General features: G+C 49.2%; 17 protein-coding genes. 11 read left to right on the top strand and 6 right to left on the bottom strand.

The features are described 5' to 3' along the window. Window positions 1-13: 13 nt before the first annotated feature. Complete coding sequence (locus L971_RS12255) at window positions 14-217, top strand: hypothetical protein (RefSeq protein ID WP_024369785.1); 204 nt, start codon at window positions 14-16, stop codon at window positions 215-217. A gap of 49 nt (window positions 218-266) precedes the next feature. Here the strand turns inward: L971_RS12255 and L971_RS12250 are convergent, their stop codons facing one another. After that, on the bottom strand, window positions 267-2,114 hold the full coding sequence (locus tag L971_RS12250) for a DUF262 domain-containing protein (protein WP_047376110.1): 1,848 nt from the start codon (window positions 2,112-2,114) through the stop codon (window positions 267-269). A 113-nt stretch (window positions 2,115-2,227) separates the two neighbouring features. Between L971_RS12250 and L971_RS12245 the strand changes: the two genes are divergently transcribed. The 5 genes from L971_RS12245 to L971_RS12225 all read left to right on the top strand — a co-directional run bounded on the left by L971_RS12245 (window position 2,228) and on the right by L971_RS12225 (window position 7,296). Next, window positions 2,228-2,557, top strand: a complete 330-nt coding sequence (locus tag L971_RS12245; RefSeq protein ID WP_047376108.1) for a nucleoside triphosphate pyrophosphohydrolase — start codon at window positions 2,228-2,230, stop codon at window positions 2,555-2,557. Next, the gene (locus L971_RS12240) at window positions 2,550-4,907 is read left to right on the top strand and encodes a DEAD/DEAH box helicase family protein (RefSeq protein WP_047376103.1); all 2,358 of its coding nucleotides are present in this window, start codon (window positions 2,550-2,552) and stop codon (window positions 4,905-4,907) included. Before L971_RS12245 ends, L971_RS12240 begins: the two co-directional genes overlap by 8 nt. Window positions 4,908-4,920: 13 nt before the next feature. Next, a complete protein-coding gene (locus L971_RS12235) occupies window positions 4,921-5,364 on the top strand; it encodes a hypothetical protein (protein ID WP_047376099.1) in 444 nt (147 codons plus the stop codon). Window positions 5,365-5,372: 8 nt separating this feature from the next. Continuing rightward, entirely contained in the window at window positions 5,373-5,630 is a 258-nt protein-coding gene (locus L971_RS12230; RefSeq protein ID WP_029335679.1) for a hypothetical protein, read from the top strand. Window positions 5,631-5,757: 127 nt separating this feature from the next. Then, entirely contained in the window at window positions 5,758-7,296 is a 1,539-nt protein-coding gene (locus L971_RS12225) for a hypothetical protein (RefSeq protein ID WP_024369794.1), read from the top strand. A 43-nt stretch (window positions 7,297-7,339) separates the two neighbouring features. Here L971_RS12225 and L971_RS12220 read toward each other — a convergent pair whose 3' ends face one another. Next, window positions 7,340-7,612: a CPCC family cysteine-rich protein gene (locus L971_RS12220; RefSeq protein WP_047376096.1), complete on the bottom strand. Its 273-nt coding sequence runs from the start codon at window positions 7,610-7,612 to the stop codon at window positions 7,340-7,342. 212 nt (window positions 7,613-7,824) lie between these two features. On the opposite strand from L971_RS12220, the gene L971_RS12215 reads away from it, so the two are divergent. Both L971_RS12215 and L971_RS12210 read left to right on the top strand, forming a co-directional pair. After that, on the top strand, window positions 7,825-9,171 hold the full coding sequence (locus L971_RS12215) for a PepSY domain-containing protein (protein WP_047376091.1): 1,347 nt from the start codon (window positions 7,825-7,827) through the stop codon (window positions 9,169-9,171). A 5-nt stretch (window positions 9,172-9,176) separates the two neighbouring features. Beyond that, entirely contained in the window at window positions 9,177-9,632 is a 456-nt protein-coding gene (locus tag L971_RS12210; protein WP_047376089.1) for a hypothetical protein, read from the top strand. Window positions 9,633-9,668: 36 nt separating this feature from the next. Here the strand turns inward: L971_RS12210 and L971_RS12205 are convergent, their stop codons facing one another. The 4 genes from L971_RS12205 to L971_RS12190 all read right to left on the bottom strand — a co-directional run bounded on the left by L971_RS12205 (window position 9,669) and on the right by L971_RS12190 (window position 11,880). Continuing rightward, entirely contained in the window at window positions 9,669-9,953 is a 285-nt protein-coding gene (locus L971_RS12205; protein WP_024369798.1) for a putative quinol monooxygenase, read from the bottom strand. A 15-nt stretch (window positions 9,954-9,968) separates the two neighbouring features. Then, window positions 9,969-10,607 carry a nitroreductase family protein gene (locus L971_RS12200; RefSeq protein ID WP_024369799.1) on the bottom strand — a complete coding sequence of 213 codons (639 nt, stop codon included), beginning with the start codon at window positions 10,605-10,607 and terminating at the stop codon, window positions 9,969-9,971. A 24-nt stretch (window positions 10,608-10,631) separates the two neighbouring features. Beyond that, entirely contained in the window at window positions 10,632-11,039 is a 408-nt protein-coding gene (locus L971_RS12195) for a MarR family winged helix-turn-helix transcriptional regulator (protein ID WP_024369800.1), read from the bottom strand. Between the two features lie 94 nt (window positions 11,040-11,133). Continuing rightward, the gene (locus tag L971_RS12190) at window positions 11,134-11,880 is read right to left on the bottom strand and encodes a hypothetical protein (protein ID WP_047376087.1); all 747 of its coding nucleotides are present in this window, start codon (window positions 11,878-11,880) and stop codon (window positions 11,134-11,136) included. Window positions 11,881-12,058: 178 nt separating this feature from the next. Here L971_RS12190 and L971_RS12185 point away from each other — a divergent pair, with 178 nt between their 5' ends. Genes L971_RS12185 through L971_RS12175 form a run of 3 tightly spaced genes read left to right on the top strand, consistent with a single transcriptional unit; the run spans window position 12,059 to window position 14,436 of the window. Further along, window positions 12,059-12,469 (top strand): GntR family transcriptional regulator, encoded by a 411-nt coding sequence (locus tag L971_RS12185; protein WP_024369802.1) that lies wholly within the window; start codon window positions 12,059-12,061, stop codon window positions 12,467-12,469. Next, the gene (locus L971_RS12180; protein ID WP_024369803.1) at window positions 12,435-13,316 is read left to right on the top strand and encodes an ABC transporter ATP-binding protein; all 882 of its coding nucleotides are present in this window, start codon (window positions 12,435-12,437) and stop codon (window positions 13,314-13,316) included. Before L971_RS12185 ends, L971_RS12180 begins: the two co-directional genes overlap by 35 nt. After that, on the top strand, window positions 13,306-14,436 hold the full coding sequence (locus L971_RS12175; protein WP_024369804.1) for an ABC transporter permease subunit: 1,131 nt from the start codon (window positions 13,306-13,308) through the stop codon (window positions 14,434-14,436). Before L971_RS12180 ends, L971_RS12175 begins: the two co-directional genes overlap by 11 nt. Window positions 14,437-14,444: the final 8 nt, after the last annotated feature.

Here is a 14,444-nt window from a genome sequence, read left to right as displayed (position 1 = left end):
CGGAGGAGACAGCATGAAATCGTACGAGATTGAGTTTCATTTGATCAACGAAGAGATTTTGACGTATACGGTCGAGGCGGAGAGCCGCTATGCGGCGCTCGAGTCGATTTATCAATCGTTCCGACACGCGTCGGACGGGTTCGTTCAATTCGATGAGGAGATGATTTTGTTCCTTGATCACGTGGCGTATGTGAAGGCGTTTGAGATTGTGGAATAAAAGAAGCGACCCTTCAACGGTCGCTTCTTTTATGTGTTGAGTAGCTAAATTATTTACTACCGCCCTTAGTAAGAATCAATTCCAAGTATAGTGCAATTTTCTCTGAACGTGCATGAATGTTCTCTTTTGTCCAAATCCCTTCTTCGGCCTGGACAAACAAAGATTCATTAATTACCTCATACTGATGTACTTCTTTTCCGGATTTCATTGTCGAAACTAACATACTGTTCAGTACTTGAGTTGTCCAAATTGACGAGCGAGCGTATACGAGACGTTTTTGATCAAAACTTTTATTCGAGAGAGCGGAGTTTTCATCATTGTGTATTAGAGCAAAATTACCGATTCGATTCACGTATTCTTTATATTCTTCGATATCTGTAAAGCCGGAATCGATTATAAATTCTTGATTCACAGGTGTTCTCGGCATGATGTGTTCTAAAGTGATTTTTTTACTTCGATTTGACGTTAAAAGCACAGCACTGTCTAAGTGACCATATGATTCAATGAAACGTAAAAGGTCATAACCTTTCTTGTTATAATTTCCACGAGTATTTTCAAACCTTCTTGTAGATACAGCATCTTTAGCTAGCTTTGCTTTTTCCTGAATGCGACGCTCTAATTCATTCGTGAATTGGAAGTATGCTCGATCTGAACCCTCTCTATCCAAAGTAGCGTAATATTTTTTGATTAGTGAAGGTATCTCAGCCTCGATATAGTTTGTTTGAGTATAAGAGAAGATAACACTAGCTCCTAAGCGAATTGCTAAGTCAACGACTTCTGACTTACGTTGCTCAGATTCGTTGTAGAATGGGATCAGGATGGTTTGTGCTTGTTTTAGACTTAAAAGCTTAAAAAGAATATCTAGTAGATGTGTATTTTTGATAAAGCCATCGAATTCTTTTCGTTCAAGTTTCCCGTAAGTATACGAAACATCATGCATTTCTGAAACCATCATTAGTACGTTTTCTTTTGATGGGTTTAATTCTGAATAATAGTTAAACAATTTATCTTTGCGGACATTCTCGCCTGTTGTTCCGACTAAATAATGTTTCAGGAAAGTAGAAGACTCAATTTTCTTCTTAGAATTCAGCGCAAGGTTATCATTAAATTTCCGCCATAGTTCTGTAAATTTATCACGTTCATCTTCACTATAATGTTCTTTTGCCAAATTTTTGAGGAGCATATTCTTTATCAAATCTAAAGGTTCCAAGTCTTTACCTCGGTTATTTAAGATTTCAAATAACTGAAAAGCTTTAGATAACGTTGGAGCGGTCGTTACAATAAGCATCACTTTGTGTTTAATGTAGTTCACAAATTTAGGTAGTTCTTGGTCACTCAACTTTGAGAGCTCTTCTTTTAAAACTTCATAGACTTCTTCGATTTGACTAGATTGTTGTAGACTATTCTTTGCACTTGAATCTGGACGTATGATGTGTCGGTAAATACTTCCGAATTCTAGACTCTTATGATGTTGTATCTTTGAATTTTTAAAATTTGCTTCATCATCAAATAAGCCATAACCTTTATTTAATTCTCCGCGCATATTCATCCATTTTTGCATGGTTTCAATACTATTTTCTTTTCGATGAAGACGATAATCAATTGTTTCTTCTAGTACTTTGTAGAGTAGAGAAAGTGTAGTGAGTCTTTGTTGACCATCGATAACAATTTTGCTCGCTGTAGTTGCGTCATTATTAATTAAAACGATATTCCCCAATAAATATCCATCTAACAAAGAACTTTCTTTTGTAAACTCCTCTGTATCTTCGTTAAAGTCTTTAAACAATTGAGTTACTTCGTGTTCGCCCCAGACAAAATCTCGTTGAAAATCAGGTATTTCGTATACATAGTTATTGTTAAATACATTAAATATTGATTGGATTTCTGACGTTATCATAAAATACCTCCCTGCACTTAAAGCGCTATTCCAAATAATTGGATATAATGAAAGTATAATATTTAATCGAATGTGGATCTACCATCACGCCTTAGAGAAAGGATGAATAAATTATGGAGCGCTATAACAAACTAATCCGCGACCGTATCCCTGAAATCATTCACGAAGCAGGGCAAATTCCTGTCGTCAAACACTTGAATCAAGCCGAACATTTCGAACAGGCCCGTTTGAAACTCTATGAAGAAATCAAAGAGTATGAAGAGACGAACATCGATGAAGAATCACTCGAAGAATTGGCTGATATTTTGGAACTCGTCTATACGCTCGGGAAGATGCATGGTGCAAGCTTCGAAGAATTGAATCGCATCCGCGAGGAGAAGCGTGAAAAGCGGGGCGGTTTTGAAAAAGGTCTCTTCTTGGAAGAGGTCCTTGATCATGAGTGAGTTACGTCTGCATACGAGTCATTTACGAATTCCATTACAACACCAAATCGACGCGGCGACTGAAATTTATATGGTCGTCGCGTTTGCGCAAGTATCGGGCGTGCAAGAAATTGCAGCTTCCCTAAAGGGCGCAGTTAAACGCGGTGCGCAAGTCCGGATTCTAATTGGCGATTATCTCTATTTGACGAATCCGGATGCTCTGGAAATGTTAATGAACATTCAAGGCGTGGAACTGCGACTCTATCGATCCAAAGGTCAGTCATTCCATCCGAAAGCCTACTTGTTCCGAACAGAAGATGGCGGAACGTTCTTTGTCGGTTCTTCCAATCTGTCGCATAGCGCCTTGAATCGAGGTGTCGAATGGAACGTCGAGATTCCAGCAAGTATCTCGGAGGACGTGTTCGAGCAATCGGTCGATGCGTTTCACGATCTCTTCTATAGTGATTACGCCCAAATCATGAATGCCGTCTCGATACAGCCTTATCGTGAAGAGTACAATGCCCGTCAAGACCGGATGAAGGAAGCGGAGCAAATTGCAGAACCGACGCCGGTCTATATCGAGGACGATACAATAACGCCGAACACCGTGCAAGATGCTGCGTTGAAGGCGTTACGCGAGACGATGGATGAAGGAAGACGTAAGGCGATGCTCGTACTCGCTACAGGTTTAGGAAAGACGTACTTGAGCGCCTTTTTCGCCAGACAGTTCAAACGAGTACTCTTCATCGCCCATCAAAAAGAGATTCTGCTTCAAGCTGAGAGCTCTTTTATAAGGGTCTCCAATGAATGGAAGACAGGATTACTCCTTGGCGGTGACTCGAGAGATGAAGAATCGGCAGATGTTTTGTTCGCTTCGATTCAAACGTTGGCCTCGAAACACCGAATGGAACAGTTCGCGCCAAATCAGTTCGATTTGATAATCGTCGACGAATTTCATCACTCGGCGGCACCGTCTTATCGTCGTGTCTTGGACTATTTCGAACCGAAATTCTTGCTAGGATTGACAGCGACACCGGACCGGTTGGACGGTGGAGACGTCTATGCCTTGTGCGACGACAATGTCGCCTATCAGATGCACTTCACAGAAGCGATTGAAGAGTCGTATTTGACGCCATTCCATTACGTTGGGATTTATGATGAGATTGACTATTCGCAGATTCGATTGATCAATGGTCGTCGCTATGATCAGGACGAACTGTTGGCGGAGCAGTTGAAAGAGAGTGTCGCTCAAAAAATCTATGAGGCGTGGAAGATACATCACCAAACACGAGCGCTTAGTTTCTGTTCGTCAGTCAATCAGGCTGAATACTTGGCCGACTATTTCCGCCTACAAGGTGTTCAAGCCGTCGCGTTACATAGCCAGACCGAATATGACCGTGCGGAAGTCATCCGTCAATTGAAACAAGGACATCTCGATATCATCTTTGCGGTGAACTTGTTCAATGAAGGTGTCGATATTCCAGAGATTGATACGTTATTGTTCTGCCGCCCGACTGAATCGTTGACGGTTTTCACCCAACAGATTGGTCGTGGACTCCGCTTACTGAGCGGGAAGACGCATTGCACCATTATCGATTTAATTGGGAACTACAAAAATATCGACAAGAAGTTGGCACTCCTGACGACAAAACGACAACCGGTCGTCAAGTCACTTCCTACAGGAATCGATTTACCAAACGGTTGTACAATCGAATTTGATTTACAGGCCATCGACTTATTGAAGCGGATGGTGACCCGTTCTTCGACGCGTCGGCAACAGTTGGAGCGGAACTACTACATGGTGAAAGAAGAGTTAGGGAGAAGGCCGAGTTACCTAGAGTTGATTCAACGAGGCGAATACTCAATCGATGCCTATCGTTCTGAATGGAAGAAAGATGGCGGTTTTTACGGGTTTCTCGACCGGATAGGTGAGCTAGATGATGAAGAGAGTCATCTGTTTGAAGAGGCGAAGTCGTTGTTGCTTGAAGTGGAGTACACGGACATGACGAAGAGCTATAAGATGATTGTGCTATCAATCATGCTAGGCCGTGGAATCGATGGATGGCTTCGACCACTTCCGGCGAGCGAGGCGGCTCGACCATTCTATGAGTTCATCAACACATTCCCATATCGGCAACAGATTGACGGGCAAACGAAAGACTTCCAATCCCCGTTCCAGCAGCAACGGATTGAAAAGTTACTGTTACGGATGCCTTTTGATAAAATAGCAAAAGGGCCGTTCTTCGTGTCAGAGGAGTCCTTACATATTGAGCAGAACGAAGCGTATGCTCATCCTTTGGTTTACGAATGGGTCAGTCAAATCGTTGAAGTGCGGCTGCATCACTACTTCAGTCGGAAAGCTTCAGAATGAGGGTGGCGTAATTATGGAAGAACGGCTTAAGCAGTTAATTCAGTACATAGATGAGTTCGATAGGCAGGGACCTTATAAAATGAATGTACTGAAGATTATGTTAGAGCGAGGTCCTCATGATTGGCATGCCCCAGTTTCAATAACTGAACTAGCAAGACCTTATTATGACTTAGTTAGTAGCCAACACCGCTTGTACGCTCTCAAAAATATAAGCGAGGAATTTAAAGCTCCTTTCTCCGAAGCGAAAATGAAACGGCACTTAAAAACACTGCCATTGAAGTACCTATCGACTACTCCTACAAGAGTGAGCAATATTTCTCCGCCTTTTAAGTTAGTTGATGATATATTCTGTGTTAGGGAAGAATTTCGTATTGAGAGCGAATTTGTTCATGAAAGAATCGTCAGAGCGGTTGAACAAAAGTTTGAAGAGTATTTAGAAGTATTTAGTGAAAGGTGAGGGATAACTTGAAGCGCGCACTACTTCGCAAAATCCAATTCGCCCTCCAGCATCACGGCGGGAAGGCATCTTTGAAAGAAATTTATGACTACATCGAGAAGTCGTACTATCAACTCGAGCTCGATCGGTACAAAGATTGGAAGGCGCACGTCAATAAACAGATTCGTGCCCACTCGAGCGATTCCGCGAGTTTCGCCGGGAAAGAAGACTTGTTTTATGCCACAGGAAATAAAGGCACTTGGGGTCTTCGTCAACCGAATAATTGACCGAAAGCGGGACCAATTCATTTGGTTCCGCTTTCAATCTTTACAATACGTCACACCCCCTTGTCACAAAATCGACAATACGTTACACTTCGAGACAGTGTGAAAAAAATGTATAAGGGGTTTATCCATGGAAATTGTACAGCAGTTATCTCAAGTTCAATTACTCAACCAGTTTTGGTTGTTAATGGCCTTCGTCATCCCGATGGTCATCTTGTCACGGATGGTCGTGGCCGGTTCACGGTTCTCGCCAATCCTCGTCATCGTCATCTTCGGACTTGGTCTTGGCTTCGTCATGGTCGAGATGGGCATCGCGACGCCGGGTCTCCCAGAATTCCCGCTCGTCGACTTCCTCTCACGGACGACGATCATCGCGCTCGTCGTGTCGTTCTTCGTCGGTGGGCAAGAGCTACGTAAAATCTTAAGCAAACAAGCGCTCGACGTGAAAGACATCGTCGTGCCGTCAAAAGAAGAGATGTTCCTCGGAACGGGACGGACGCAGTTCATCTTCATCCTCCGTTCATTCTTCCTGCTCGTCGGATTGGAAGGGTTCTTCCGTATGATGATTCAACCGGGTACGGCTGAGGGCATCATGCTTTACTATCCGATTCTCGCGTTGATCGGTCTCGCGGCATCGTTCCTGTTGATCGACCACAAGGCGCAAATCGACGACAAACAGGTGTACATGCGTAAAGGCTTGATCGAGACGGTGATTTTGATCGCCATCTTGTTCATCTCGTTCGCGATCGCCACGCTCGTCCAACCTGTTATCGCGCTCCCGCAGATCTTCTTCGCGATGATCTTGTCGTCAGCGCTCGGTGCCATCTTCCAAAACTGGACGTACGGCCCGACGGTTCGCGCGCTCCTCTTCGCCGGGATCCCGGTCGTTTTGGCAGCGAACTTCATGGTCGGTGGTTCACGCATCGGGGACGCTTTCGCCATCGAAGGCATGAACTCGGTCCTCTTCTACGGATTCTTCGGACAGTTGTTCTGGATGTTCGGTGGAATCGCGCTCCTCATGTGGTTCGCACGTACAGGACACATCCGTAACCTCGCACCAGGTATGGCGGGATCGCTCTCGCACAGTGGTCTCACAGGTGCATGTACAGCTGGTGACTTCGGGAAAGTCGCAGCGAAACGTGCCCCGATTATGATCAACATCCCGTTCTTCGGTCACATTTTCGTCTTCTCGATTTTGGCGATCAGTGCCGATAACGGGGCACTCTGGATCTGGCCGACGGCAATCATCGTCTTGGTCGGTCTCACACTTACGTTCCTCGCGCTCAAAAACTTGCGCGCTGCGAACGGCGAAGACTTCAAAGAAGTCAAGGCACTCATGCAGTTCTCGTTCGGCTGGCAGATCATGGCCGTCTTCGGCGGACTCGTGCTCCTCAGCTTCAGCACGATCGCGTTCGACTATTCGGCAATGGCTCAGTCGTCAGCGATCTCGCACTTCGGTCTCTTCGCAGCGATCCAAGGCGGCATGTTTGGGACGGAAGCGTCGCTTCTCATCCCGCTCATCTTCTCGATGCCGTTCCTCGTTCACCCGCTCGTGTTCTTCATGTTCGGGAAGGCGCTCGATAACAACGGCGAGATGCCACGCGTACCAGTTTACGCGATGGCGCTCATCGGTGTTCTCGGTGTGTCTGTCGCGATCATCGGGTTATAAAAATAGCCGCTTCTACCTATGCGTAGAAGCGGATTTTTTATGCTCATTTTTTACGAAGTGGTCGCCATTTTGGATCTTTGACGTCGTCCTCGTCCGGAGTCCGAACGAATTTGAGCGAGCCTCGATCGCATGCGCCAACATGAATATAGTTCTGTTGTGCTTGTCGGAGTGACACTTCGTTGGCACCACCTTCGTAGTCCGGGTCATTGAACTGGACCACGTCATCTTCCCAAAAACAGATGCCGCAAATGTCATACGTGCCAGGTGGTTCTTCGTCAAGCGTCTTGTACCCGCAACAAGGGCATGTATATTTCATCTAGATCACCTCACTTCAATCAGTCTACAAGATGAGTTCATCTTATCCTACAAGTTATCAAGCGCAGTTGTGTAATTACGATGAATCTAACTTCACGTTTATTTCGTCAGATAGACAAACAACAGCCACAAAGTAAGCGATCACAAAAAGTGTGAGTGCGTACAATTAACCTGTTCACATATTGGACACATTACATAACCGGGGGAATCATCATGAAATCATCTTCATCGGGGCGTGATTGGTACCGTGCCGTCTGGCGCTGGCATCTTTACGCCGGATTGATCATCGCACCGTTCTTATTGGTGCTAGCGGTCACGGGGGCCGTTTATTTATTCAAGCCACAAATCGAGCAAGTCATCTATGCCGACTACTATCAAGTCGAGCCGAGCGGGGAACGGTTGAGCGCGACGGAGCTACTCAATCGGGTTCAAGCCGAGTATCCGGATACACCAATCACACGGTATCGACCGGGTGAGTCGCCGGACCGCTCGAGTGAATTTCGTGTCATGACCGAAGAAGGGGCGACGACAGTGTTCGTCGATCCTTACAGCGGGAACGTCATCGGGTCACAATTAAACGCCGACCGCTTCATGAACCAAGTGGAGGTCCTCCATGGCGAACTGATGATGGGAACGCTCGGTGACCGAATCGTCGAGCTCGTCGCCTGTTGGACGATCGTCTTGATGGCGACGGGACTCTATCTATTCTGGCCGCGCAACGGGCTACAGGCGTCGGGGACGATTTATCCGCGCCTCCGGAAAGGGAAACGGGTGTTGCGGCGTGACTTGCATGTCGTCCCTGGGTTTTGGGTGACAGCTGGGCTCTTGTTCCTCGTCTTGACCGGTCTCCCGTGGTCCGGGTTTTGGGGCGCGAACTTCCAATCGATCGCGACGAACGCCGGTGTCGGCTATCCGCCGTCGATTTGGGGCGGAGAAGCACCGACCTCATCCGTGAAGACAGAAGACGTCGCGGACGTCCCGTGGGCGGCGGAGACGCTCCCGGTGCCGAACTCCGTTGTTGCCGGATACGTTCCGCTCTCGCTCGATCAAGTCAATCAAATCGCGACCACGGTCGGGATGGACCCGAGCTATACGATTAGCCTTCCGGGCACGGCAGACGGCGTCTATACGTTGTCGGCTTACCCGGACCGGGCCCAAGACGAGGCGACGATCCACCTCGATCAGTATTCGGGGGCGGTGCTCGCTGATTATCGCTACGACCATTACGGCATCGTCGGCAAGGCGGTCGCACTCGGGATCACGCTTCATACAGGGAAACAGTTCGGACTGTTCAACCAGTTGCTTGGCCTCGTCATCTGTCTCGGCGTCGTGTTCGTCGTCGTGAGCGGTGCCTACTTATGGTATTCACGGAAGCCGAACGCGAAGAGCGGGGCGCCATCCGCACCGTCGAAAATACGGCGGAACGTGTTCCTCGTCTTGCTTGTCGGCTTTGGAATCGTTTTCCCGCTCGTCGGGTTGTCGCTTCTCATCGTCGCGTTACTCGATTGGGTCGTCATCCGACGCTCAACGACACTACAGCGTTATTTGAATGCGGGGTGAAACGAATGAAATGGAAGCTATCCATCATCTCATGCCTCGTCGCCGTAACGGCGTTAGCTGGTTGCGCGGTCAATCCGGAGGCGACGACTTTGTATAAAGAAGAAGCCCCGCTTGAGGCGACGCTTGAGTTCCCGGACGAGGTCATTCCCGGAGTACCGGTCACGTTCGAGATCGCGCTCAGTGAAGACGAACCGGACTTCGTCCACCTTGAACTGCAAAAGGCGGACGGGACGCTGTCATACGGGATGCAAGAAGCGAAACGGGTCGGGGCAGGGACGTACGCATTGACGACGTCGCTAAAAGAAGACGGGCTGTATCTCGCCCGGGTCCACGCGCAAGCAAACGGATCGACCATCTTCCCAGCAAAACAGTTCATCGTCGGGGAATTGACGGAAGCCGAGTGGGCAGCCCTGTACGAAGGCGCCGCATGGGTCGAAGCCGTGACGGAACCACACCATTAAAAAAATGCCTAGAGCGTTGACCGCTCTAGGCATTTGTTAGTTTACTTCCGTCACATGGAGCACCGGTTTCGCCGTCACGTAGTTGCCTACGTTTTGGGCGAACGCGATGAGGTCCGGGTTTTGGTTGTGTTGCTCGACGGCCGCTTGGTCGGCCCAGTTCTCGATCATGACGAACCGGTTCTCAGACGTCGTCGATTGGAACAGTTCATAGCTCAAGCAACCGGCTTCTTGTTTCGACGAGTCGATGAGCTTGTTGATATCTGTCAAGAAGTTGTCGAACGCGTCTTCTTTCACGTCGAAGATGGCATTGATTAGGATCATGTGGGGTTCCTCCGATTATTTGAAGTTTGTGATTGTTTCAGCGTCGAGGCGGACCGATTGGTAGCCTTCTTCTGCCGCTTTCCCAACAGAGAGGATCATGACCGGCACGTAACGGTCTTTGTCTAAACCGAACGTCTCGGCGAGTTGGTCTTTCTCGAAACCGCCGATCGGGTTCGTGTCGTAACCGTGCGCACGGGCGACAAGCATGAACTGCATCGCGGCGAGGCTCGAGTCGATCTTGACGATGTCGTTCATCTCTTGCTTCGACAAGTTCTTGTAGTACGGGAGGATAGCAGCGAGCTGCTGGTCGCGTACGTCTTGCGGCATTTTACCTTCCGCGACGGCTTGGTCGTAAATCTGTTCGCCGAGCTCATAGCATTCCATGTCACCGAAGATGAGCACCATCGCGGCCGACGTGTCGTTTTGACGCACGTTGAACTTGATGAGCGGTTTGAGTGTCTCTTTCGCCTCTGGGCTCTCGACGACGACGAAGCGCCACGGTTGCATGTTGACCGATGACGGGGCCATCGTCGCTTCCTGGATCATCTCGAGCATCTCTTCTTGTGAGATTTTCACGTTCTCATCGTACACACGGATCGATTTACGACCGAGGACGACGTCTTGGAATGTATCGTTTTTAAATGTAGTTGCCATAGGGGATCTCCTCTTTCTCTCTGTTTAGACTTGGTTTAATTTTTCAAGTAAAGCGGACAGTTGCGCCATCTCATCTTCCGACAAGACGCTCATCAAATGGTTGGACGCGTCGTGCTTTTGTTCGCACGACCGTAAGTCGCGCGCGGCGTCGTCGGTCAGGCGGACGAACACTTCACGATGGTTCGCGGCGTTCCGCTCACGTAAGACGTAACCCTTGTCTTCAAGGATCTTCAAGTGCCGGGTGACGGCGGCGTGGTCGATGTTCATCGCGTCTTTAATCTCACTTTGTGAGCAGACGCCTTTCTCATTGACGACCATGAGCATCTCGTAACGGGTCAGGCTGAAGCCGGTCTCGTTCTCGAACGCCGTCGCGACACGTTGGTCGGCGAGTTTGATTTGGTAAAGCAAACGGCTCACATCACGTAGCTCCATAGCGTCCCACCTTTCTCGTTTGACTAATCAATCATTGACTCGTCAAATGATAGCAAGTGAATCGCCCCATGTAAAGTGAGGCGACTCGACCTGTTCAATCGGCCGTGTCCCGGTCGATCTTCGTCCCGTCAAAACGGTATTCCGTGATGAACGTTGTCTCGTCGAACCCGTAAAGCCGGTCGTGGTCGTTCAAGTCGTCGATCGTCTGGAGCGAGGCGAATGATGGCTCGCCATCGCGCCCGTTCTGCGTCACGTTCAAATAACGTTCCGTGAAGTCGTCATCCTCGTCCGGCGTCACGTCGAACGAGAAGTGGATCGATCTCACATCGTCCTCGAGCAGACGGATGATGTTGAGGACGCGCTGCTTTTGCTCGTCCGTGTCGTCCCACGCCTCGTGCAACATGATCGCGACGCCTAAAAATCGTTCAGGATTCAGTTCGAAGATGGACGTCGCCGGCATCGTCTCGATCGTTTGTCCTCGTCCGGCCCTATCGGACACGGTCGCGCGTACCGTCTCTGCTTCCGTCAAGGCATTCGCGTCGACGAGCCGGGCATGAATCGTCGACTCCGCTTCGTTCACCCAGTAGGTCGGCATTACGTCGTCATGGATCGTTCCGTCACCGTACGTCCGGGCGTGATACGTGCCTTGGAGCGGGGGACGCTCGAGTTCGAACGTCGCTTTAAAGTTCGCCATCTTCCAATCACGCGACACGTCCACCTCGACGTTCTCCCCATATGTGTCATATATGTACGTCTCATAGCGTTCCGTCGCTTCCCCACGTCCATACATCGAGCCTGCCACGAAGAGGGCGGCTGCACCAAACAACAATCTTTTTTTCATATCCTTTGTCACCTCTCCTCCAATGTACCCGAAAAGTCCGAAACCGTCTCGGTCTAAAGGCGTATACAAATTATTTCCAATTCCCTGTAAACTAAAGATGCCCTCGAAGAACTATTGCATTTACGTGTACTAGTACATATAATACACTTATAACGGATAAGGGAGAGGGTGTGAGAAATTGCTATATAATATCGATATGAAAAGTTCGGAACCTTTATACGAACAGATCGTAAACCAGACGAAAGCACTCGTCATCCGCGGCATTTTACGGCCCGGGGACAAGGTCATGTCGGTGCGCGAACTTGCGACCGACCTCGTTATCAATCCGAATACGGTCAGCAAGGCGTATCAGGAGCTCGAGCGGTTAGGACTTCTCGAGATGCATCGCGGCCGCGGCACGTTCGTATCAGAAGATTGGGTCGACCAGGACGCCTCGCGCGGACCGGTGATTGAAGCCATTCAAAAACTCGCCATCGATTGCCACTACGCGAACGTCTCGTTCGATGAAGCGGTGACGTTGTTCGAGACGGAATATAAGAAAGTAGGGGAGAGCCATGCTGACAGTCCAGCAACTAACGAAGAAAATTGATCGACAGACTGTGCTCGACGGGGTCGACTTTACAGTCCATCGCGGCGAAATCGTCGCGCTCGTCGGACGGAACGGGGCCGGCAAGACGACGCTCCTCCGGACGATGGTCGGCATCATCCGGCCGGACACAGGCGACGTCTTATATGGGAAGACGAGTATTTTCAACACGCCGGAATTGAAACGGGACGTCATCTTCGTGCCCGACTCGGCCGACGCGCTCAAACATTACACGGTGAACGAGGCGGCTGCCTTGTACGAGTCGATCTATCCGACGTTCAACCGCTCGACGTTCCGTGAGACGCTCACGCGATACAACATCGACAATAAGAAGATTCGTCAGCTCTCGAAAGGGCAGAAGGCGATGGTGACGCTGTCGCTCGCGTTCGCTGTTCAGGCGAAATACTATCTTCTCGACGAACCGACCGACGGACTCGATGTCGTCGCCAAAGCGGACGTCTTGAAGCTCATGATCGCGCAAATCGAGCAGCGTGATTGCTCGATCATCGTCTCGAGTCACCAGTTGCACGAGCTCGAGCGAATCGCAGACCGTGTCATCATGATTGAAAAGGGACGGGTCAAAGCCGTCATGACGCTCGAAGAGGCGCGCGCCTTGAGCGTGAAGTGGCAAGTCGTCTTCCAAGATGAGGTGCCAGTCGCACTGCTCGAAAGAAAAGATATCGAAATTTTAAGCGTGACCGGGCGTGTCGTTTTGTTCATGGCCCGTGAGCGGTCGGATGAGCTCGAGGCGTTCGTCGACAGCTACAAGCCGATGCTCGTCGAAGAGATTCCGATGTCGCTAGAAGACGTGTTCCGCGTCCAATTAGGAGGTGAGGCGAATGTTGTCTAACGTGCTACTTAAAAAAGATTGGAAACAAGTATCGCTCTTATGGATTTTACTCATCGGGCTCGGAATTCTCGCTTACACGGTGCCGGTGTTTAATGAGATGCAGTACTACGATGAACGGATTCGTGATATTCAACAGAACCCTTCCCAGTATGATGACGGGGTGATTCCTAGTGACGTCGCTTCACTCGAGACGGAAGACTTCTTCACGACAATACCTGGAGTCGGTTATGCGATCGGTGAGTTAGGGACGCTCTTACCGATTGAGACGGTCGTCTTCCTCTACGTCGTGTTCGGATTCTTGATGGCATCTGTCTTGATCGGCAGTGAGCGCAATAGCCAAATGTCCGACTTTTCGATGTCGCTCCCATTCAGCCGCAACCAGCTGTACATATCGAAATGGTTGATTGGCACGAGCGGCATCGTCCTGTCGTCGCTGATCGGCGGGGCAATCATGCTCGTCGTGATTCACACGTCACGCTACGCGTTCTTGATCGAAGGACAGACGTTGAAAGTGGCCGCCGTCATCGGTTTGGTCATCTTGATTGGCATCTCGGTCTTCACGTTGTCGCTTTGGATGGGCTCGTTCGGAGGCGAGGCGATTTCTCAAGTGCTCTGGTCGATCGTTGCCTTCTTGTTCCCGATTGGAATTTTGTCGTTGGTGAATGGGTCGATTCAAGCGATTACAGGATATGTCTCGTACGACTGGTACTCGGCAGCAATGGAAAGCCTTCCGATGCGAATCTTGTCACCGCTTGTGAACATCGCGAACGTCGACACGTATAACTTGTTTACCGACAATTCGGTGTGGCGTGACTTTGCGACGGTCGGGATATTCAGCTCACTCCTCTTCATCGGGTTGACGTTCGGTCTCGGTCTTCTCATGTTCAACCGGGCCCCGCAGGAGAACAACGGCCGTTTCTTCATGTTCACGGGCTGGCTTTGGCTCGTCCATGTCATCATGGTCATTTGTTTCGCCATGCTCGGTGGCATCATTTTATCGGCATTCTCGTACCCGACGAGTGTCACACTGTACATCATCGGTTTCTTGATCGGCGGCTTCCTCGCCCACTTGCTCGCGAAACGCCTGCTCTACCGCTTCAACTTGCAACTCAAATCTTAAGGAGGATT

The sequence above is a fragment of the Exiguobacterium sp. ZOR0005 genome (assembly GCF_000798975.1).
GTDB classification, from domain to species: domain Bacteria; phylum Bacillota; class Bacilli; order Exiguobacteriales; family Exiguobacteriaceae; genus Exiguobacterium; species Exiguobacterium aurantiacum.
The sequence above is the reverse complement of the archived record's forward strand: the minus strand, read 5'-3'. Positions and strand labels throughout refer to the sequence as shown.

Excerpts from the sequence above, each read along its gene's own strand:
- L971_RS12190 (WP_047376087.1), bottom strand. The coding sequence starts at position 11,880 with ATGAAAAAAAGATTGTTGTTTGGTGCAGCCGCCCTCTTCGTGGCAGGC.
- L971_RS12240 (WP_047376103.1), top strand. The coding sequence starts at position 2,550 with ATGAGTGAGTTACGTCTGCATACGAGTCATTTACGAATTCCATTACAA.
- L971_RS12210 (WP_047376089.1), top strand. The coding sequence starts at position 9,177 with ATGAAATGGAAGCTATCCATCATCTCATGCCTCGTCGCCGTAACGGCG.
- L971_RS12255 (WP_024369785.1), top strand. The coding sequence starts at position 14 with ATGAAATCGTACGAGATTGAGTTTCATTTGATCAACGAAGAGATTTTG.
- L971_RS12220 (WP_047376096.1), bottom strand. The coding sequence starts at position 7,612 with ATGAAATATACATGCCCTTGTTGCGGGTACAAGACGCTTGACGAAGAA.
- L971_RS12235 (WP_047376099.1), top strand. The coding sequence starts at position 4,921 with ATGGAAGAACGGCTTAAGCAGTTAATTCAGTACATAGATGAGTTCGAT.
- L971_RS12195 (WP_024369800.1), bottom strand. The coding sequence starts at position 11,039 with ATGGAGCTACGTGATGTGAGCCGTTTGCTTTACCAAATCAAACTCGCC.
- L971_RS12205 (WP_024369798.1), bottom strand. The coding sequence starts at position 9,953 with ATGATCCTAATCAATGCCATCTTCGACGTGAAAGAAGACGCGTTCGAC.
- L971_RS12180 (WP_024369803.1), top strand. The coding sequence starts at position 12,435 with ATGCTGACAGTCCAGCAACTAACGAAGAAAATTGATCGACAGACTGTG.
- L971_RS12225 (WP_024369794.1), top strand. The coding sequence starts at position 5,758 with ATGGAAATTGTACAGCAGTTATCTCAAGTTCAATTACTCAACCAGTTT.
- L971_RS12245 (WP_047376108.1), top strand. The coding sequence starts at position 2,228 with ATGGAGCGCTATAACAAACTAATCCGCGACCGTATCCCTGAAATCATT.
- L971_RS12250 (WP_047376110.1), bottom strand. The coding sequence starts at position 2,114 with ATGATAACGTCAGAAATCCAATCAATATTTAATGTATTTAACAATAAC.
- L971_RS12175 (WP_024369804.1), top strand. The coding sequence starts at position 13,306 with ATGTTGTCTAACGTGCTACTTAAAAAAGATTGGAAACAAGTATCGCTC.
- L971_RS12200 (WP_024369799.1), bottom strand. The coding sequence starts at position 10,607 with ATGGCAACTACATTTAAAAACGATACATTCCAAGACGTCGTCCTCGGT.
- L971_RS12215 (WP_047376091.1), top strand. The coding sequence starts at position 7,825 with ATGAAATCATCTTCATCGGGGCGTGATTGGTACCGTGCCGTCTGGCGC.